The organism is Roseibium sp. RKSG952 (assembly GCF_009711355.1).
In genome coordinates, this window is the sequence record NZ_SMMF01000907.1 from 20,159 (window position 1) to 39,554 (window position 19,396).

Consider the following 19,396-nt stretch of genomic DNA (forward strand, 5'->3'; position numbering starts at 1 on the left):
GTCAGAATATTCCTGAAAGCCTTAGGCTTCAGCTGCAGCCGCTTCGGCTTCCGCCGGAGCTTCTTCAGTCAAGGCTTCCTCGACCGGAGCCTCAACGGATTCCCCGATGTCAAAGCCGGAAGCGCCCTGTGCACGGGAGATACCGTCAATGGCGGCGCGCTGGATCAGATCACAGTAAAGCGTGATCGCACGGCCCGCATCGTCGTTACCCGGGACCGGGTAGGTGATGCCTTCCGGATTGGAATTGGAATCGAGGATTGCAGCAACCGGGATACCCAGACGGCGCGCTTCCTGAATGGCAATTGCTTCACGGTTGGTGTCGATCACGAACAGAAGGTCCGGGATACCGCCCATGTCCTTGATACCGCCAAGGTTCCGCTCAAGCTTCTCGCGCTCGCGGTCCATGAACAAACGCTCTTTCTTGGTCAGCGCGTTGGCGGCGTCCGATCCAAGGGTTTCTTCGAGCTTGCGCAGACGCTGGATCGACTGGGAGATCGTCTTCCAGTTGGTCAGCATGCCGCCAAGCCAGCGGGCATTCACGAAGTACTGGGCAGAGTTGCGCGCAGCATCAGCGACCGGCTCCTGAGCCTGACGCTTGGTGCCAACGAGCAGAACGCGGCCACCATTGGCAACCGTGTCGGAAACGGCCTTGAGAGCCTGGTGGAACAGCGGAACGGTCTGAGCAAGGTCAATGATGTGAACGTCATTGCGGACGCCGAAGATGTACTGACCCATACGCGGGTTCCAGCGGTGCTTCTGGTGACCGAAGTGCACGCCAGCTTCCAGCAACTGACGCATGTTGATATCGGGCAAAGCCATGGCCCTGTGTCTCCTGATTTTCCGGTTTAACCTCCGCAAGAGAATGTGGGCCGGAGGATTTTGTCCGTCGGCCACCGGATGGAACCCGATAAGCTCGGTTTCCGCCCCTTGCGTGTGGAATGCGCGCCTTATAGTTGGGAAGAATTGTTATTTCAAGGTCCATGCATCTGTTTTCTGCACGGAAAACGCCATACCGGTTCGGCAGCTGTTCCGGCAAAAGCAGCCCTGCGCAGATGCAGACAAAGGCGAAGAATTATCTCAGCCGAATATCAATTGCCCTCGATCACGGCCCTTGCTTCGGCATAACAGGATTTGCTGATGCTCGCCGAACGCGCGTAGAGACAGGCCAGAACCCGGTCAAGGCCGGCACTGACGCCGCTACACTGGGACCTGATATCACTCCCGCAAACCTTTTGAAGCGCAACCTTTTTATCACTAGCCTGAATACTGCTCAGGCTTTCCGGGAGCATTTTTTTGAACATGCTGCTGCTTGTTACTTTTGCAAGTTCCGGCTTGCAGGCTCCCGATATCTGATTTCCATGAGCAAATAGGCAGGCCGACACGCGGCCACGGCCCTCCTCAACACCTTTGCATAGCGTCTCAACGTCGACCTTGCACGCTGTCATGAGTGAACTTGCACGAGAGCCGTCAGTAGATACCAGCAAAAAGCTGACTGAAAGCACACCAAAAACACTCGCCATTCCCTGAAGACGGCACATTTGTTCAAGCCTCGGCTAAAACCCAGATGAATGCCTTATTATACCGGACAACCTATCGTAACGGAAGTTTATGTCGGTCATTGGTTGTTTCAATCAAAACAAAAGCTCAGAGGGACTCTGATTTACATGATCGCGATCCCCGCCCCCATCAAGGACAAAACCACCTGCCTTTTCACGGTTGTTCGAATCAGTTTTAGTTCCGGGCAATCATCCACACACAACAAGAAGATAACGCATTGACCACCAATGGCATAAACCACCTCGGCCTCACAGTTTTGGACCTTGAGCAGACAACCGGTTTTTTACCGGCTGCCTCGGCTGGTCCCTGCTCGCCCGAGACGACAATTATCCCCGCACCACCGTCTCCGACGGTACATGCCGATTGACGCTCTGGCAGGCGGACCGCTCAAAACCGGCAATACCATTCGATCGAAAGACCCAGATCGGCCTTCATCATCTCGCACTGGAAGTCGGGACAGAAGCGGAACTCAACGCTTCGGCGGCAAGGATCCGGGAGTGGCCGGGTGTCACAATCGAGTTTGAACCGGAACCGCTCGCCGGCGGCCCGCGCAAGCACATGATGTTTGCCGAGCCCGGCGGAATAAGGCTGGAGCTGATCTGGACCGGAACTGCGTAGAAACACCAGCGCGGCCCCGCCTGCGCCCTGCAAAAAGCACTGACCTTGCCGGCGCAATCGCTCTGAACCGGCCGCCCCGGTTCAGGCCATTTGAACGTCCGTGATGCCCGGCACGGCTTTCAGGGCACTGGCGATTTCGGGTGAAAGCCGGAAACGCCCGGGAAGCTTGACCTCCACCTCGCGCGCACCGTTTTCCAAGAGAACCACGACCGTGACCTCGCCCTCCCCGCGCACTCTCAAGTGGCGCGCAAGACTTTCAACCGGCCGTTCGTCGCGCAAGAACACCCGCATGCTTTTTTGAACCCGCGCCAGAGCGGTTTCGATCGGGTCGACCTGCTCGATCCGGATCGACGGTTCGTCATCGCGCATATCGGCCCCGACCAGCAGGGTGACAGACCGCCCGGGCTCCAGAACATCACGGAACTGTTCGAGCTTCTCCTTGAAAAGCAGCCCTTCATACTGGCCGGTCGCATCGGAGAACCGCACGATCCCCATTCGCGAACCAGTCCGGGTCTTGCGTTCCTGCTTGGAAATAACGGTTCCGGCAAGACGCCCTGCAGACGCCCCCTTCTTGACCGCCTCGGCAAATTTCGACCAGGGCTGAACCCGCATCTTCTCCAGAAGCGCGCTGTATTCATCCAGCGGATGGGCGGAGAGATAAAAGCCGATCGCCGCATGTTCGCGGTTGAGTTTCTCCTCCGCGCTCCAGAGCGGAACCTCGGGAAGCTGCAAGGTTTCTTCGCCGCCAGCACTGAACATGTCGTTCTGACCGATGGTGGCATTCTCATGCGTACGCTGCGCAAGTCCCATGATCCGGTCGAGACCTTCGAGCACCCGCGCGCGGCTGGGCTCAAGCTCGTCGAAAGCACCGGCGCACACCAGATTTTCCAGGGTGCGCTTGTTCAGGAATTTGGGTGAAATGCGGCGGCCGAAGTCACCAAGGTCCCTGAACGGCCGGTCGCCGCGCACCTCGACAATATGCTCAACCGCCTGCTCGCCGACCCCCTTGATCGCCCCCATTGCGTAGAGGATCTTGCCGTCTGCCACATCGAAATAGACCTGCCCGCGGTTGATTGAGGGCGGCTGGATCTCGATCCCCATCCGGCGGGCTTCCTGGCGGAAATCGCCGAGCTTGTCGGTGTTGCCAAGGTCAAGCGTCATGGAGGCTGCCATGAACTCGACCGGGTGGTTCGCCTTCAGCCAGGCGGTGTGATAGGACACCAGCGCATAAGCGGCAGCGTGGGACTTGTTGAAGCCGTAATTGGCGAATTTCGCAACAAGATCAAAGATCGTCCCGGCTTGGTCCTTCTTGATCCCGCGCTCGACCGCGCCATCAACAAAGCGGGCGCGCTGGATCTCCATTTCCGCAGCGATCTTCTTGCCCATTGCGCGGCGCAGAAGGTCCGCTTCGCCGAGCGAATAGCCGGACAGGACCTGCGCGATCTGCATCACCTGCTCCTGATAGACGATGATGCCGTTCGTCTCCATCAGGATCGGTTCCAGCAAGGGATGCAGGCAGTCCGGCTCCTGCTCGCCATGCTTGACCGCATTGTAGACCGGGATGTTTTCCATCGGGCCGGGCCGGTAGAGCGCCACCAGCGCAATGATGTCCTCGAACCGGTCGGGCTTCATCCCGGCGATCGCCCGGCGCATGCCCTGACTTTCCAGCTGGAACACGCCGAAGGTCTCGCCCCCCGCCAGAAGCTGGTAGGTCCGTTCGTCGTCGATCGGCAGACCGGCAACATCGACCTTGATGCCGTGCCGCTCGATCAGCTTCACCGCCGTGTCGATAACGGTCAGGGTCTTGAGGCCGAGAAAGTCGAATTTGACCAGCCCGGCGTCCTCGACCATTTTCATGTTGAACTGCGCAACCGGCATGTCGGAACGCGGGTCGCGGTAAAGCGGTACCAGCTGCTCAAGCGGCCGGTCGCCGATCACCACGCCGGCCGCGTGGGTCGAGGCATGGCGGTAGAGCCCTTCAAGCTTCTGCGCCATGTTCAAGAGCTTGTCGACGATCTCCTCATCGCGTGCCGCTTCCCGCAAACGCGGCTCATCCTCGATTGCCTGGCCGAGTGTGACCGGATTGGCAGGGTTGGCCGGGACCAGCTTGCAGAGCCGGTCGACCTGGCCATAGGGCATCTGCAACACCCGGCCGACGTCGCGCAACACGGCACGGGCCTGCAACGATCCGAAGGTGATGATCTGGGCGACCTGCTGGCGGCCGTATTTCTCCTGAACGTAGCGGATCACCTCCTCGCGCCGGGTCTGGCAGAAATCGATATCGAAATCCGGCATCGAGACACGCTCGGGATTGAGGAAGCGCTCGAACAGGAGCGAAAACCGCATCGGGTCAAGATCGGTGATGGTGAGCGCCCAGGCAACCAGCGACCCGGCCCCCGATCCGCGGCCCGGCCCGACCGGAATGTCTTCCGCCTTGGCCCACTTGATGAAGTCGGCAACGATCAGGAAGTAACCGGGAAACTTCATCCGCTCGATGATACCGGTCTCATAGTCGAGCCGGTCCCAGTAGTCCTTTTCCTCAAGCCCCGGCGCAAGGCCGTGCGCGTCAAGGCGGGCCTGAAGGCCGTCACGCGCCTGCCGCTTGAGTTCCTCGGCCTCCGCCTGTTCCGCTTCTTCCGGATCGGCATCCGCACCGGCAAAGCGCGGCAGGATCGGCGCCCGCTTCAAGGGCCGGAACGAACACCGCTGCGCAATCTCGAGCGTTGCCTCCAGCGCCTCCGGCAGATCGGCGAAAAGCTCGGCCATTTCGGCGCGCGACTTGAAATAATGCTCCGGGGTCAGGCGGCGGCGGTCGGCTTCGATGATGACCCGGCCCTCGGAAATGCAGATCAGGGCATCATGGGCCTCATAATCGCCGCGGGCGGGGAAAAAGGCCTCGTTGGTGGCAACGACCGGGAGATCCAGACCATAGGCCAGATCAAGCAAGGCAGCCTCGGTCTTGCGCTCTTCCTCCATGCCATGACGCTGGATCTCGACATAACAACGGCCGGGAAACGCTTCCGCCAGCCGGGCAAGCCGCGCCCGGGCCTTGTGCTTTTGCCCGGCAAGCAACGCCTGTCCGACCGGACCGAGGCTGCCGCCGGTCAAAACGATGACACCTTCCGCCTTCTCGCACAGATAGTCGAGGCTGACATGCGGGCGCAGACCGGTGTCCGTGTCCAGAAACGCCCGTGAACTCAGTTCCATCAGGTTTTCATAGCCGTGCTCGTTCATCGCGAGCACAACCAGATCGGACAGTCCGTCTCCGCCGCGGCGGTCCTCGACCCCGTCCTTGAAGGCAACCGTCAGCTGGCAGCCGGTGATCGGCTGGATGCCCGCGCCCCACGCCTTTCCGGAAAACTCCTGGGCACCAAACAGATTGCCCGTATCGGTGATGGCCAACGCCGGCTGGTCATCGGCCTTTGCAAGATCAAGCAGCTTCTTGATCGGCAACGCGCCTTCCAGAAGCGACAGGGCCGAATGAACCCGCAAATGCACGAACCCGGGCGCTTTTGAAATCGCCACCTGCTCGGCACCGGTTGCAGACTGCTCACCGGTGCGTGTGATTGCTTCGCTCATGACATGGACCGCCTTTGTCTGTTGCCGCCCAATGAACCGATTTGCCCCCGGCCTGTCGAGCCGGAACGCCGGTTTTCACCAGCTTCAACAGGCGCCGGACAACCGGCCTCGATCAGCCGCTCCCCGACGCCGCCCTAGTCAGGGAGCAGCAAGCAGCACATCCCCCCACACCGCAAGGGTTGCCACAAAACTGATCAGCGAACCGAAAGCTGCAAAGTCGCGCGCAAAATGGATCATGTCCCCCTCCGACGTAGCGTCATCAACTCACAAGAGGAAGTTTGTTCTATTTTTGTTCTCTTTGCAATTCGTTTTTGTTCCGCTCAAACTCCGCTCTTCCAAGAGGGTTACCAAATCGTTGTTTTTGGTTTGTTCCACCGTGCCAGCTGGAGCGGCATTTTTAGATATGCAACCCGAAGGCCGCGTCAGATGGGCTTGACCAACGGCGCGATGCGGCCGTCCTGCAGGGTGATGGCCCGGTCCATGCGGCTGGCCAGTTCCAGATTGTGGGTCGCAAACAGAGTTGCCACGCCCGAGGCGCGCACAAGCGCGGACAGGGCCTCAAACACGTAGTTGGCCGTGTTCGGATCGAGATTTCCGGTCGGCTCGTCGAGCAACAGGATCCGCGGCGCATTCGCGACCGCCCGGGCAACCGCCACGCGTTGCTGCTCGCCGCCCGACAGTTCCGAAGGCCGGTGGTTCGCCCTTGCCCCCATGCGCATGTAGTCAAGCAACTCATGTGCCCGCTCGGCTGCAACCTTTTTCGGCAGGCCCCGGATCATTTGCGGCATCATGATGTTTTCAAGGGCCGTGAATTCCGGCAGCAAATGGTGAAACTGATAGACAAATCCGACGTCGTTCCGCCGGATCGCCGTGCGCGCATCGTCATCCAGATCCGAACAGTTCTGCCCGCCAATGTAAACATCGCCGCTGTCTGGATGTTCCAGCAGTCCGGCAATGTGCAGGAGTGTCGATTTGCCCGTGCCCGAGGGGGCGACCAGCGCAACCATTTCGCCGGCTGCGAGGGAAAAATCGGCGCCGGTCAGGATATCGAGTGCGCTTGCGCCTTCGCTGAAGGTCCGGGTGATGCCGGACAGGGCAAGTGCAGGAACCGCCGCACCATCGGGCATGGGTTGCTGGTTCATGGGACGTCCCTATTCGTATCTGAGGGCTTCAACCGGATCGAGCCGCGCAGCGCGCCACGCCGGGTAAAGGGTTGCCAGGAGCGACAGCACCAGCGCCATCACCAGAACCGTGATGGTCTCGCCGCTATCGATCTCGGCCGGCAACTTGGACAGGAAGTAAAGCGTCGGGTCAAACAGCTGGGTCGATGTCAACCAGGAAACGAACTGGCGGATGCTCTCGATGTTGAGACATACCAGAAGCCCGAGCAGGAAGCCTGCAATCGTGCCGACACAGCCGATACTTGCCCCGGTGATCAGGAAGATCCGCATGATCGAGCCACGGGTCGCGCCCATGGTTCTGAGGATCGCGATGTCCCGCCCCTTGTCCTTCACCAGCATGATCAGGCCGGAAATGATGTTGAGTGCGGCAACCAGAACAATGAGCGTCAGGATAATGAACATGACATTGCGCTCGACTTCCAGAGCCGAGAAGAAGGTCACATTGCGCTGCCTCCAGTCGGTTACGAAAGCTGGCCGGTCTGCCGCCTCCTCTACCGCCGTTTTCATCAGGCCGACCTTGTCGGGATCCATCACATAGACTTCGATCCCGGTCGCCCTGCCGTCCATGTTGAAATAGCCCTGCGCTTCTGCAAGGGGCAGGAACAGGAAGGTGCTGTCATATTCACTCATGCCGATCTCGAAGATCGCACTCACCGGATAACTCTTCAGCCGCGGCGTCACCCCCATCGGCGTGACATTGCCCTTCGGCGAGATCAGCGTGATGTTGTCGCCAACCGTCACACCGAGTTGCTGGGCCATGCGCGAGCCAATGGCAATGCCCTCGCTCTCGTCAAACCCGTCCAGTGTGCCAAGACGGACATTTTCGGAAATCAGCGGAATGCGGCGGATATCGCTTTCGTGCAAGCCGCGAACCAACCCGCCGAGGCTGCCGCCCGGGCCGGAGACAAGCGCCTGCCCCTCGACAAAGGGGATCGCGCTGACGACTTCGGGAACATGTTCGAGCCGCCCGGCTACCGGATCATAGTCGGTCAGGGCAGTGTCCACGGGCTGGACCAGCATATGGCCATTGATCCCGAGGATTTTACCGAGCAATTCGGTCCGGAACCCGTTCATCACCGCCATCACGATGATCAGGGTCGCAACCCCGAGCATGATCCCGGCAAAGGAGAACCCCGCAATGACCGAAATGAAGGTTTCCTTGCGCCGGGACCGCAGATACCGCCCGGCGATCATCCATTCGAAAGCGGCAAAGGGACGGGTGGGCGCACCACCCTGCCCGTCCGGTTCGGTTTCAGCTTTCGTCGACTGGTTCATGTCCTATCCGCTCAAACGCCCTGCCCCGAATATCCGAATCCCGCATAGAGGATCGGCGAGCCGGATTACGGCGTCAATGCCGCAACCAGCTTGTTCAGCGTCGCTTCCGGGGACAGCATTTCCTTTTCGCCCGTGGCCCGGTTCTTGACCTCGAGAACACCGTCTTTCAGCCCGCGCGGACCGGCAACAACCTGATAGGGTAAGCCGATCAGGTCCATGGTCGCAAACTTCGCGCCCGCACGGCCGTCCGTATCGTCATAAAGCACATCAAGTCCGGCAGCGCTCAGCTTGGCATACATGTCCTCGCAGGCGGAATTGGTCATCTCGTCGCCCTGCTTCAGGTTGATCAGCCCGACATGGAACGGGGCAACAGATGCCGGCCAGATAATGCCGTCGTCATCGTGATGGGCCTCGATCAGGGCACCAAGAAGGCGGGACACGCCGATCCCGTAGGACCCCATGTGCACCGGCACTTCCGTGCCCTCGGAGGTGGCGACCTTCGCATTCATGGCCTCGGAATATTTCGTTCCGAAATAGAAGATGTGACCAACCTCGATTCCGCGCGCCGAGACGCGCTCGGCCTCCGGCACGGCATTGAAGGCCTCGGCATCGTGCATTTCATCGGTCGCCGCATAGGGCGCGGTCCAGGCCGTGACGATGTCCGACAGGTCGGAAGAGAAATCCGTGTCTTCGGCCGGGGTCGGCAAGGCGAGCATGGCCTTGTCGAGAAACACCTCGCTTTCGCCGGTGGAGGCCAGAATGATGAATTCGTGGCTCATGTCGCCGCCGATCGGTCCTGTATCCGCCTTCATCGGGATCGCCTTGAGACCCAGCCGGTCAAAGGTGCGCAGATAAGAGACGAACATCCGGTTATAGGCGTGGCGGGCGGATTCCTTGTCAAGATCGAAGGAATAGCCATCCTTCATCAGGAATTCGCGTCCGCGCATCACGCCGAAACGCGGGCGGACCTCATCGCGGAATTTCCACTGGATGTGGTAGAGATTGAGCGGCAGATCCTTGTAGGACCGGACAGACGAGCGGAAGATGTCGGTGACCATTTCCTCGTTGGTCGGACCAAACAGCATGTCGCGTTCGTGGCGATCGGTGATGCGCAGCATTTCCTTGCCATAGGCATCATAGCGCCCGCTTTCGCGCCAAAGATCGGCCGGCTGGATGGTCGGCATCAGCAGCTGGACAGCGCCTGCACGTGCCTGTTCTTCCTCGACAATCCGCTCGACTTTCCTGAGCACCTTGAGCCCCAACGGCAGCCAGGAATAGATCCCCGCAGATTGCTGTCGAATCATGCCGGCCCGCAACATCAGGCGGTGTGACACGATCTCCGCCTCTTTGGGCGTTTCCTTCAAAATGGGCAGGAAATATCGGGACAGGCGCATTCAGGTGTCTCTTGTTTTTCGTGAATGTCTTCGGAGGCGCAGTGAAAGCGCATGCGCCCTCGAAACACAAGCCCCTAGCGTGCAACGCGGCATTTTTTCCGTCATTTTCCGGCAGTGGGCAGATAGTCTCCCGATTTCAGGATCATAAGACGGCAAAAGATAGAGGGTGATTTTCATGCCGCAAATTCGCCCGTTTTTATGGCAAGCACAAAAATTATGCTGACTGCGACATTAAGGTGACAAGGCCGTAAGCTTCATATATGTTCCGTTTTCATAAGAAAAAGGGCGATTGTCATATTTGACATGACCTTACACAGACATCGCGGTCTGAGTCTTGGGAGGAAGAACCTGCTGGCGCACCTTCGTGGTCTGCAGCCGACGCAAAAAAGCAAAAACAGCTTCAAGCGTATCGCAGGGGATTAGACGCGGAACTTCAAAAGGCAGAGCGCAAGCTCTGCCTTTTTCTTTTTCGCAGCCATGTTCGGTATACGTCGCGGATTGGGGGCCGCAGCCCATATTCTATGGTTGAGTGCGATGGGAACTCGGCCCCGGGATCGGCAGATCGTCGAGGGTGAGGCCGGACTGACGCACGAACAAGTAACCTGCAAAAACCAGCGCAGCCACGATCGTGGTGATCACGAACACCTTGAGAAACTGGGGCCGTTCCGGCGCTCCCGGTTCGGAACCGGGCAACACCTCGCCCGCCTCCGCCTGGGTCCGGCGAAACCCGAAAGGCAGGACCGCAAACAGAACGATCCACCAGATCATGAAAAAAACCGCTAGTCCGTAAACGACCGACATCAGATCCTACGCTTGTTCCAATTCCGTGAGGGTTCCGAGAAAATCCTTTGGGTGCAGGAACAGAACCGGCTTGCCATGCGCACCGATCTTCGGTTCACCATCCCCTAGCACACGCGCGCCTTCCGCCTTCAGCTTGTCGCGCGCCGCGATAATGTCCTCGACCTCATAGCAGACGTGATGAATCCCGCCGGACGGGTTCTTTTCGAGAAACTTCGCAATCGGCGAATTTTCCCCGAGCGGCTCCAGAAGCTCGATCTTCGTGTTCGGCAGGGTGATGAACACCGTGCTGACACCATGGTCCGGCTGCGCTTCCTTTGCCGACACACTTGCGCCGAGCGTGTCCCGGTACACAGCAGCCGCCGCTTCAATGTCAGAAACCGCAATCGCGACGTGATTCAAACGTCCAATCATGTAACAACTCCTCCCCGATCAGGGGCAAGCCGCAGTCATACACGGCTTACCAGAACTTTACAGAGCGTCTTTTTGCCCCAGACCGCCAGGATCGACGAACGCCCGGCCCGGCGGGCGGCTTCGGCCATCAGATCAAGGTCCTTGCGGCGGGCCTTCGGAACACTGGTGAGCGCATCCTGAACGGCCGCGCGCACGATGTCTTCCATCGGCTCCCCGTCATCGTCGCAATCCGGAACACCCATCAGGGCGATCTGCGGACTGTCGGCCATGTTGCCGCCCCGGTCCAGTGCCAGAGAAATCACGGCACACCCGGCATAGGACAGCTTCTTGCGCTCCTTGACGCCGGTGACTTCCGGATCATCCAGAATGTCCCCGTCCTTGACCCAGATCCCGAATGGCGCCTCGCCGACGATCCCCGCCGACCCGGAGGTCAAACGGATCACATCCCCGTCGCCGCCTACCACGACCTCGCGCACTCCTTGAGACTTGGCAAACTCTGCATGTGCTGCAAGATGCATGGGTTCTCCGTGCACGGGAACCACGACTTTCGGATTGATCAGTTTGTAGAGTTGCTCCAGTTCGCCGCGGCGCGGGTGGCCGGACACATGCACCAGCGCATCCCGGTCGGTAATGATCTCTACGCCGGTCTTGGCGAGATTGTTCATCACGTTGATGACCGCCTTCTCATTTCCCGGAATTGTCCGCGAAGAAAAGATCACCGTGTCGCCTTTGGAAAGCCCGATATTGCGATGGTCTCCAGCCGCAATCCGTGCCAGCGCGGCCCGATCCTCACCCTGCGATCCGGTACAGAGCAAAACGGCCTTTTCCCGAGGGAGGTAACCAAAGGCCTCTTCGTCATGAAACGGCGGCAGGCCGTCGAGATAACCAAGCTCGCCAGCCACCTCGATAACCCGATGCATCGACCGGCCGACCACGACGACATCGCGCTCGGCAGCAGCTGCTGCTTCCGCGATGGCCCGGATACGCGCCACATTCGAGGCGAAGGTCGTCACCGCAATGCGGTGCTTGCAATCCTTCATCACCTTCTTGAGTTCGGCCCCGACATCGGCTTCGCTCGGGCTGGTGCCATCGCGTACCGCATTGGTCGAGTCGCAGACGAGGGCCATCACGCCCTCCTGCCCCAACTCGCCGAGGCGTTTCATGTCGATCGGCAAACCGACGCCGGGTGTCGGATCGATCTTCCAGTCGCCGGTATGGAGCACCATGCCCGCACGTGTGCGGATCGCCAGCGCACAGGGCTCGGGGATCGAGTGGGCCATGGCGACCACCTCGATATCGAACGGCCCGATATCAAGCCGCTGTCCCTGCTTGATGACCGTGACCGGCACCTCGTCAACACCGGGTTCGTTCTCGATCTTGGTTTCCAGCATCGCCGCCGTAAACGGGGTTGCGTAGACCGGAACCTTCAGGAACGGCCACAGATGCATGATTCCGCCGTAGTGGTCCTCATGGGCATGGGTGATGACCATGCCGACAATCCGGTCCCGCACTTCTTCCAGAAACTGGATATCGGGCAAGACCAGATCGATCCCCGGCAGGTCCGGTCCGGCAAAGCTTACCCCGCAATCGACCATCAGCCAGGACCGGTCGTCGTCCGGACCGATGCCGTAAAGCGCCAGGTTCATTCCGATTTCGCCCACCCCGCCCAGGGGCAGGAAGACAAGGTCGTTGGCCAATGCCATACTCAACAGCTCCACATAATCACGGAGTTCCGGGCGAGCCCTTGTGCTCAAAGCCCAGCAGGAAGACGTCACCCGCGTAGATGGTCTCCCGTACTCCAGTCTCAAGTTCCAGTACCAGATAACCTCGGTTATCGAGATCGACAAAAGTCCCGGTCACCTCCCGGGTGCCCTTGACGGTAATGCGCTTGCCGAGGTGAGCGGCACGATTCAACCAGGCCTTCCGGACTGCCTCAAACCCGTCCGGCTGCGCCCATTGTTCCAGCCGCTCCGACATTTCGCGCCGCAAACAGTCAAACACCTGATCGGCACTCACCCGGTAGCCGAGCGCCCTCAAGTCGACACAAGGATAAAGCCCCCCTTGAGGATGGGAGACGCAATTCACCCCTATGCCCAGAACGACGGCCAAGCGGCCATCCGGGAGTGTTTCGGCTTCCAGAAGAATGCCGGAAAGCTTTGCCCCCTCGACCAGAAGGTCATTGGGCCACTTGAGCCGGGCAAGGCCGAATGTTCCAGCCGCCTTGTCAATCGCATCGGCAAGGGCCACGGCTGCCACCAGCGGCAGTTCCGCAATCCGCTCCCTTGGCTGAGGATCAACCAGCAGAAAACTGGCAAACATGTTGCCAACCGGCGATGTCCAGTTCCGGCCCAAACGCCCGCGCCCGGCGGTTTGTTCATCAGCCCGGATCCACAAACCGCCCCGATCCCCGGCCCGGGCCCGCGCGAAGGCAAGTGTATTGGTCGACGAAACCGAGCTGTGCCTTTCAATGCGAAGACCCGGCGCTGGTGGCGCCGGGTTTTCAGTCTTTTGATCATTCATGTTGCGTGAAGGGCCGGTCAAAATCAGAACAGTGAAACCGCCGCCGCACTTGCCGCCTCCACAAGGGGAGCAGGCATGAACGTGAAGAATGTGACGATCAGACCGGACAGGCCGAGTACCACCTTCAATTCCATCGGCATCCGCTCAAAGGCTTCCGCAGGCTCGTCAAAGAACATGATCTTGATGATCCGCAGATAGTAGTAGGCACTGATGACAGACGCCAGAACCCCGATCACGACAAGAGCATAGAGCCCGGACTCGACTGCGGCCGCAAACACGAACCACTTGCCGAAGAACCCGATGAACGGCGGAATGCCTGCAAGCGACCACAGAAGAATCGCAAGAGTGATCGCCATCGGCAGGTTCGTGCGCGACAGGCCTGAAAGCTCGTTGATCTCCTCGACCATGCCGTCCTTGCGGCGCATCGACAAAATGCAGGAGAACACGCCGAGTGTCGTTGCCAGATAGGCTGCCATGTAGAACACGACACCCTCAACGCCAGCCTGGGTGCCAGCGGCGAGACCGACAAGCGCATAGCCCATATGGCCGATGGAGGAATAGGCCATCAGACGCTTGATGTTTGTCTGCCCGATGGCGGCAAATGCCCCGAGCAGCATGGACGCAAGCGCCACGAACACGATGATCTGTTGCCAATCGGCGGTGACCGGTTCAAACGCATCGATGATGATACGGATGGTCATGCCCATGGCAGCAACCTTCGGCGCTGCCGCGAAGAAGGCAGTCACCGGTGTCGGCGCCCCTTCATAGACATCCGGTGTCCACATGTGGAACGGCACGGCCGAAATCTTGAAGGCGAGGCCCGCAAGAATGAAGGTCAGGCCGATGATCAATCCGAGAGATGCACCCTCCTGAACCAGAGCGGCGGTGATCCCTTCGAAGCTGATTTGTGCGGTGAAGCCGTAGGTCAGCGACATGCCGTAGAGCAGCATCCCCGACGACAACGCTCCGAGCACGAAGTACTTCAAGCCCGCTTCGGTCGAACGCACGCTGTCACGATTGATCGCCGCAATCACGTACAGCGCAAGGCTCTGCAATTCCAGGCCCAGATAGAGCGCGATCATGTCGTTCGCCGACAACATCAGCATCATGCCAACCGTCGCCAGGACAATCAGAACCGGATACTCGAACTTGTCGAAGTTCTGCGACTTCGCATAGGCCCACGACATGGCAATCGCGAAGAACGATCCGATCAGCACCAGCTGCTTCATGAAATAGGCAAACTGGTCCAGCACGAAGGAACCGCCGAAGGTGGTCCCCATTTTCGCGCCAAAAGGCATTACAAACAGGGCCGTTGCCGCGATCAGGCCCATCGACATTCCGTTGACCAGAAAGCTGACGCGCGGACCGCCAAAGGCGCCAACCATCAAAAGGACCATCGCACCGACGGCCAGAACCAACTCTGGCAGGACCGGCAGGAGATCAGGCAATTGGGTCATTTCTGACATAGCTCTTGTCTCGTCCTTTTACGATCAGTGCGGGCCGGCGATATGCGCAGGGTTGATGTCTGCGGCATTCAGGGCGGCGTTATAGTCTACAATCAGGTTGGTCACGGAAGCCTGTGTCACATCCAGCAATGCCATCGGGTAGAAGCCAAAGAAGATTGTCAGGACCACCAAGGGGATCAGGATCATCTTCTCCCGCCTGTCAAGATCGAGAATGTTCTTCAGGCTTTCCTTGGTCAGCGCGCCGAACACGATCCGCCGGTACATGTAGAGCGAGTACACGGCTGACAGGATCACGCCCGTGGTTGCCAGCAGCGCGACCCAGGTATTGACCTGGAAGGCTCCCAGCAGGGTCAGGAACTCGCCGACAAAGGCACTTGTTCCCGGCAGACCCGCATTTGCCATGATGAAAATCAGGAAGATGACAGCGTATTTGGGCATCCGGTTCACAAGGCCGCCATAGGCCTCGATCTCACGGGTATGCATCCGGTCGTAAATGACGCCGATGCAAAGGAACAGTGCAGCGGCAACAATACCGTGCGACAGCATCGCAAAGATCGCGCCCTGAACACCCGGCTCCGTTGCGGTGAAAATCCCCATCGTCCCGTAGCCCATGTGGGCAATCGACGAATAGGCCACCAGCTTCTTGGAATCTTCCTGAACGAAGGCACAGAGCGATGCATAGACAATTGCCACCAGCGACAGGGCAAAGATCAGCGGCGCAAAATAGTCCGATGCGATCGGGAACATCGGAATGTTGAACCGGAGGAACCCGTAGCCGCCAAGCTTCAGAAGGATTGCCGCCAGAACCACCGACCCCGCCGTCGGCGCTTCAACGTGCGCATCCGGCAGCCAGGTGTGGACCGGCCACATCGGCATCTTCACGGCAAAGCTTGCGAAGAAGGCAAGGAACAACCAAGTCTGCATGCTTGCCGGGAAATTGTGTCCCAAAAGCTCCGGAATATCCGTGGTCCCTGCCTGCCAGTAGATCGCCATGATGGCAACAAGCATGAGCACGGAGCCAAGCAGCGTGTAGAGGAAGAACTTGTAGGACGCATAGACCCGGTTCTTGCCGCCCCAGACCCCGATGATCAGGAACATCGGCACAAGACCGGCTTCAAAGAAGATGTAGAACAAAACCAGATCCAGCGCGCAGAACGTGCCGATCATCATGGTTTCCAGAACGAGGAACGCGACCATGTACTCGCGGACCCGCTTCTGGACGTTCCAGGATGCCAGAATGCAGAACGGCATCAGGAAAGTGGTCAGGATCACAAACAGGATCGAGATCCCGTCAACCCCCATCTGGTAACGGATCGTGTCCCCCAGCCAAGGCGTGTCCTCGAAGAACTGGAAGCCCGGATTATTATAGTCAAAGGCAAACCAGATGGTCAGTGACAACAGGAACGTAAAGGTCGTCGTCACCAGAGCAAGCCAGCGCATCTGGTTGCGGGCCTTCTCATCGTCCCCATTGACGATGAGGATGAACAGCACCCCGACGAGCGGCAGGAACGTCGTCAGGCTCAGGATTGGGAAGTCTAGCATTAGTGAGTCACTCCAGTGCCTGCGCCCGTGAACATCGACCAGGTGATCAGGATCGCAACACCGATCAGCATCGCGAATGCGTAGTGATAGAGATATCCCGTCTGCAGCTTGATCACCCGGGCCGTGACGGTCCGCGTCAGCGCGACCGCTCCGTGCGGGCCCAGCCCGTCAATGACCTTGTGATCCATAACCTTCCAGAGCTTGTGCGACAGCCAATAGCAGGGACGCACGAACAGGAAGTCATAGAGTTCGTCGAAATACCACTTGTTCAGCAGGAACTGATAGAGGCCTTGATGGCGCTCGGCGAGGCGTTTCGGCGTCTCGGGCGAGCGGATGTAGAAGTACCATGCGGTCACAAGACCGACTGCCATGGCAACGAACGGCGAGACCTTGACCCACTTCGGCACGTCATGCATCGCGTGCAGAATGTGGTTCTCCTCACCGAGGAACAGTGCACCCTTCCAGAAGGCATCGTGACCCGAGCCGTAGAAGTCGTTGTAGAACACCATACCGGCCAGAACCGCACCTATGGAGAGGATGAACAGCGGAATGGTCATGACCCAGGGCGATTCATGTACGTGCTTCATGACATCGACAGGCGCGCGCGGCTTGCCGTGGAAGGTCATGAATGTCAGACGCCAGGAGTAGAACGAGGTCAAGGCAGCTGCGGCGACCGTCAGCCAGAAGCCGTAAAGGGCCATGGCATGCGGATGATCACCACCGGCTGCTGCATAGGCCGCCTCGATGATCGCATCCTTGGACACGAACCCGGCAAACCCGATATGGGTCAGCGGAATGCCCACGCCGGTGAGTGCCAGCGTACCGATCATCATCGTCCAGTAGGTGATCGGGATGTGCTTGCGCAGGCCGCCCATCTTGCGCATGTCCTGCTCGTCGGACACGGCATGGATCACCGAACCCGCACACAGGAACAAGAGTGCCTTGAAGAAGGCGTGCGTGAAGAGATGGAAGATCGCGATCGAATAGGCCCCTACCCCGATGGCCACAAACATGTAGCCGAGCTGGGAACAGGTTGAATACGCAATCACCCGCTTGATATCGTTCTGGACCAGACCGATCGTGGCAGCAAAGAACGCTGTCGTTGCACCGAAGAAGGTCACCACCAGAAGTGCTGTATGCGAATACTCGAAAAGCGGAGACAGGCGCGCCACCATGAACACCCCTGCCGTCACCATGGTCGCGGCGTGAATGAGTGCGGAGACCGGGGTCGGGCCTTCCATCGCGTCCGGCAGCCAGGTGTGCAGCAGGAACTGGGCCGACTTGCCCATCGCGCCCATGAACAGAAGCAGACACACAACCGTCAGGGCCGTCGAAGCGTCCAGATGGGCGCCGAGGAACGTCATGGCCTCGCCCTCAGCCCCGGCAACCGCACCGGCATTGGCGAAGATCGTGCTGAAGTCGATGGTGTTGAACAGATAGAACACGCCGAAGATGCCAAGCGCAAACCCGAAGTCACCGACACGGTTGACAACAAACGCCTTCATGGCCGCCGCATTGGCAGATGGCTTCTTGTACCAGAACCCGATCAGCAAATAGGACGCAAGGCCGACACCTTCCCAGCCGAAGAACATCTGAAGCAGGTTGTCGGAGGTCACCAGCGACAACATCGCAAAGGTGAAGAGCGACAGGTAGGCAAAGAAGCGCGGACGGTGCGGGTCATGATGCATGTATCCGATCGAATAGACATGCACCAATGCCGAAACCGTGTTGACCACGATCAGCATGACCACGGTCAGCGTATCCACCCGGATCGACCAGCTGACATCAAGCGCGCCGGCCGAAATCCAGCGAAGGATCTGGATCTGGTAGAGCCCGGTATCCCCGTAGGCCACCGTGAAAAACGCGATCCATGACAGCAGGGCGGCCAGGATGACAAGGCCGCTTGTTATGTATTCGGAGGCTTTTGAGCCAATCACCCGGCCAAACAGGCCGGCGATCAGGAACCCGATCGCAGGAAGGAACAGAATGGCTGTATACATGAGGTGTTCCTAGCCTTTCATCATGTTGACGTCTTCCACGGCAATGGAACCGCGGTTCCGGTGGAAGACCACCAGGATGGCAAGCCCGATGGCCGCCTCTGCAGCCGCCACCGTCAGGACCAGCAGGGTGAAGATCTGACCCATTAGGTCGCCGAGAAATGATGAAAAGGCGACAAAATTGATGTTGACGGCGAGCAGCAGGAGCTCCACCGACATCAGGATGACAATCACGTTTTTCCTGTTCAGGAAGATCCCGAAGATCCCGATCGTGAACAGGATCGCCGCGACCGACAGGTAGTGCGACAGACCGATTTCCATGGGCGCCTCGCCGTGCTCCCCTCACTTTTCCCAACCGGCAAGCAGCGCGGAGGTTTCGCTGCAAGCCAGATTATCGATACGCGCTTTTTTCAAGCGCTCTTTAAATTCCCTTGCCGGATTCGACCTTGCGAACCTCGATGGCAGTTTCCCTCGTCCGGGCGACCTGATCGGCCACGTTCTGGCGCCGCACGTTTTCCTTGTGACGCAAGGTCAGGACAATCGCACCAATCATGGCAACCAGCAGGATCAGGCCGGCAACCTGGAAGAAGAAGACATACTTTGTGTAAAGCACGTGGCCGATGGCCTGGATGTTGTTTGCCTGATCAAGCGGCGGCATGGGCTGTGATCCGTGCTGAACAATCTCCGGTGCAATCACCCAGGCGCCCAGTCCAAGCAGCAGCTCGACCAGCAGGATGATGCCGACCAGCGCGCCGACCGGCAGATACTGCAAGAAGCCCTGGCGCAATTCGACGAAGTCCACATCCAGCATCATCACCACGAACAGGAACAACACCGCGACCGCGCCGACATAGACGACAATCAGGAGCAGCCCCAGATACTCGGCTCCGAGCAGAATGAACAGTCCGGCCGAGTTCACGAACGCGAGGATCAGAAACAGAACCGAATGAACCGGGTTGCGGGCCGCAATCACCATAAAGGCGGAAGCAACGGTTACCCCGGCGAAGAGGTAGAAAAAGAGGGCGCTCAGGATCATTGAACAGACCTGCCTGTCG

16 protein-coding genes are annotated in these 19,396 nt (G+C 59.1%); 1 reads left to right on the forward strand and 15 read right to left on the reverse strand.

Translation table 11 applies throughout. The features are described 5' to 3' along the window. Positions 1–21: 21 nt before the first annotated feature. Complete coding sequence (gene rpsB / locus E1297_RS17930; protein ID WP_155140711.1) at positions 22–819, reverse strand: 30S ribosomal protein S2; 798 nt, start codon at positions 817–819, stop codon at positions 22–24. A gap of 269 nt (positions 820–1,088) precedes the next feature. After that, complete coding sequence (locus E1297_RS51310; RefSeq protein WP_155140714.1) at positions 1,089–1,538, reverse strand: cysteine rich repeat-containing protein; 450 nt, start codon at positions 1,536–1,538, stop codon at positions 1,089–1,091. A 325-nt stretch (positions 1,539–1,863) separates the two neighbouring features. On the opposite strand from E1297_RS51310, the gene E1297_RS17940 reads away from it, so the two are divergent. Further along, the gene (locus E1297_RS17940; RefSeq protein ID WP_209015836.1) at positions 1,864–2,175 is read left to right on the forward strand and encodes a VOC family protein; all 312 of its coding nucleotides are present in this window, start codon (positions 1,864–1,866) and stop codon (positions 2,173–2,175) included. Between the two features lie 81 nt (positions 2,176–2,256). Here the strand turns inward: E1297_RS17940 and dnaE are convergent, their stop codons facing one another. The 13 genes from dnaE to E1297_RS18005 all read right to left on the reverse strand — a co-directional run bounded on the left by dnaE (position 2,257) and on the right by E1297_RS18005 (position 19,377). Then, positions 2,257–5,754: a DNA polymerase III subunit alpha gene (gene dnaE / locus E1297_RS17945; RefSeq protein WP_155140716.1), complete on the reverse strand. Its 3,498-nt coding sequence runs from the start codon at positions 5,752–5,754 to the stop codon at positions 2,257–2,259. A gap of 422 nt (positions 5,755–6,176) precedes the next feature. Beyond that, positions 6,177–6,896, reverse strand: coding sequence for an ABC transporter ATP-binding protein (locus E1297_RS17950; RefSeq protein ID WP_244327798.1), 720 nt, complete (start codon positions 6,894–6,896; stop codon positions 6,177–6,179). 9 nt (positions 6,897–6,905) lie between these two features. Next, positions 6,906–8,210, reverse strand: a complete 1,305-nt coding sequence (locus E1297_RS17955) for a lipoprotein-releasing ABC transporter permease subunit (protein WP_244327799.1) — start codon at positions 8,208–8,210, stop codon at positions 6,906–6,908. Positions 8,211–8,275: 65 nt separating this feature from the next. Beyond that, positions 8,276–9,604, reverse strand: coding sequence for a proline--tRNA ligase (gene proS / locus E1297_RS17960; protein WP_155140718.1), 1,329 nt, complete (start codon positions 9,602–9,604; stop codon positions 8,276–8,278). 519 nt (positions 9,605–10,123) lie between these two features. Then, the gene (locus tag E1297_RS17965) at positions 10,124–10,405 is read right to left on the reverse strand and encodes a DUF1467 family protein (RefSeq protein WP_155140720.1); all 282 of its coding nucleotides are present in this window, start codon (positions 10,403–10,405) and stop codon (positions 10,124–10,126) included. A gap of 6 nt (positions 10,406–10,411) precedes the next feature. Further along, positions 10,412–10,816: a methylmalonyl-CoA epimerase gene (gene mce / locus E1297_RS17970; protein WP_155140722.1), complete on the reverse strand. Its 405-nt coding sequence runs from the start codon at positions 10,814–10,816 to the stop codon at positions 10,412–10,414. Between the two features lie 35 nt (positions 10,817–10,851). Then, entirely contained in the window at positions 10,852–12,519 is a 1,668-nt protein-coding gene (locus E1297_RS17975) for a ribonuclease J (RefSeq protein WP_155140724.1), read from the reverse strand. A gap of 19 nt (positions 12,520–12,538) precedes the next feature. Continuing rightward, complete coding sequence (locus tag E1297_RS17980; protein ID WP_155140726.1) at positions 12,539–13,336, reverse strand: biotin--[acetyl-CoA-carboxylase] ligase; 798 nt, start codon at positions 13,334–13,336, stop codon at positions 12,539–12,541. A 23-nt stretch (positions 13,337–13,359) separates the two neighbouring features. Then, positions 13,360–14,793: an NADH-quinone oxidoreductase subunit NuoN gene (nuoN, locus tag E1297_RS17985; protein ID WP_209015835.1), complete on the reverse strand. Its 1,434-nt coding sequence runs from the start codon at positions 14,791–14,793 to the stop codon at positions 13,360–13,362. A 33-nt stretch (positions 14,794–14,826) separates the two neighbouring features. After that, on the reverse strand, positions 14,827–16,344 hold the full coding sequence (locus tag E1297_RS17990; RefSeq protein WP_155140730.1) for an NADH-quinone oxidoreductase subunit M: 1,518 nt from the start codon (positions 16,342–16,344) through the stop codon (positions 14,827–14,829). After that, positions 16,344–18,344: an NADH-quinone oxidoreductase subunit L gene (gene nuoL, locus E1297_RS17995; RefSeq protein ID WP_155140732.1), complete on the reverse strand. Its 2,001-nt coding sequence runs from the start codon at positions 18,342–18,344 to the stop codon at positions 16,344–16,346. The genes E1297_RS17990 and nuoL overlap by 1 nt, the downstream gene beginning before the upstream one ends. Before the next feature lie 9 nt (positions 18,345–18,353). Further along, on the reverse strand, positions 18,354–18,662 hold the full coding sequence (nuoK, locus tag E1297_RS18000; RefSeq protein ID WP_155140734.1) for an NADH-quinone oxidoreductase subunit NuoK: 309 nt from the start codon (positions 18,660–18,662) through the stop codon (positions 18,354–18,356). 100 nt (positions 18,663–18,762) lie between these two features. Then, positions 18,763–19,377, reverse strand: a complete 615-nt coding sequence (locus E1297_RS18005) for an NADH-quinone oxidoreductase subunit J (protein WP_155140736.1) — start codon at positions 19,375–19,377, stop codon at positions 18,763–18,765. Positions 19,378–19,396: the final 19 nt, after the last annotated feature.

Coding starts and splice junctions, on each gene's coding strand:
- rpsB (WP_155140711.1), bottom strand. CDS start 819: ATGGCTTTGCCCGATATCAACATGCGTCAGTTGCTGGAAGCTGGCGTG.
- E1297_RS51310 (WP_155140714.1), bottom strand. CDS start 1,538: ATGTGCCGTCTTCAGGGAATGGCGAGTGTTTTTGGTGTGCTTTCAGTC.
- dnaE (WP_155140716.1), bottom strand. CDS start 5,754: ATGAGCGAAGCAATCACACGCACCGGTGAGCAGTCTGCAACCGGTGCC.
- E1297_RS17950 (WP_244327798.1), bottom strand. CDS start 6,896: ATGAACCAGCAACCCATGCCCGATGGTGCGGCGGTTCCTGCACTTGCC.
- E1297_RS17955 (WP_244327799.1), bottom strand. CDS start 8,210: ATGAACCAGTCGACGAAAGCTGAAACCGAACCGGACGGGCAGGGTGGT.
- proS (WP_155140718.1), bottom strand. CDS start 9,604: ATGCGCCTGTCCCGATATTTCCTGCCCATTTTGAAGGAAACGCCCAAA.
- E1297_RS17965 (WP_155140720.1), bottom strand. CDS start 10,405: ATGTCGGTCGTTTACGGACTAGCGGTTTTTTTCATGATCTGGTGGATC.
- mce (WP_155140722.1), bottom strand. CDS start 10,816: ATGATTGGACGTTTGAATCACGTCGCGATTGCGGTTTCTGACATTGAA.
- E1297_RS17975 (WP_155140724.1), bottom strand. CDS start 12,519: ATGGCATTGGCCAACGACCTTGTCTTCCTGCCCCTGGGCGGGGTGGGC.
- E1297_RS17980 (WP_155140726.1), bottom strand. CDS start 13,336: ATGAATGATCAAAAGACTGAAAACCCGGCGCCACCAGCGCCGGGTCTT.
- nuoN (WP_209015835.1), bottom strand. CDS start 14,793: ATGACCCAATTGCCTGATCTCCTGCCGGTCCTGCCAGAGTTGGTTCTG.
- E1297_RS17990 (WP_155140730.1), bottom strand. CDS start 16,344: ATGCTAGACTTCCCAATCCTGAGCCTGACGACGTTCCTGCCGCTCGTC.
- nuoL (WP_155140732.1), bottom strand. CDS start 18,344: ATGTATACAGCCATTCTGTTCCTTCCTGCGATCGGGTTCCTGATCGCC.
- nuoK (WP_155140734.1), bottom strand. CDS start 18,662: ATGGAAATCGGTCTGTCGCACTACCTGTCGGTCGCGGCGATCCTGTTC.
- E1297_RS18005 (WP_155140736.1), bottom strand. CDS start 19,377: ATGATCCTGAGCGCCCTCTTTTTCTACCTCTTCGCCGGGGTAACCGTT.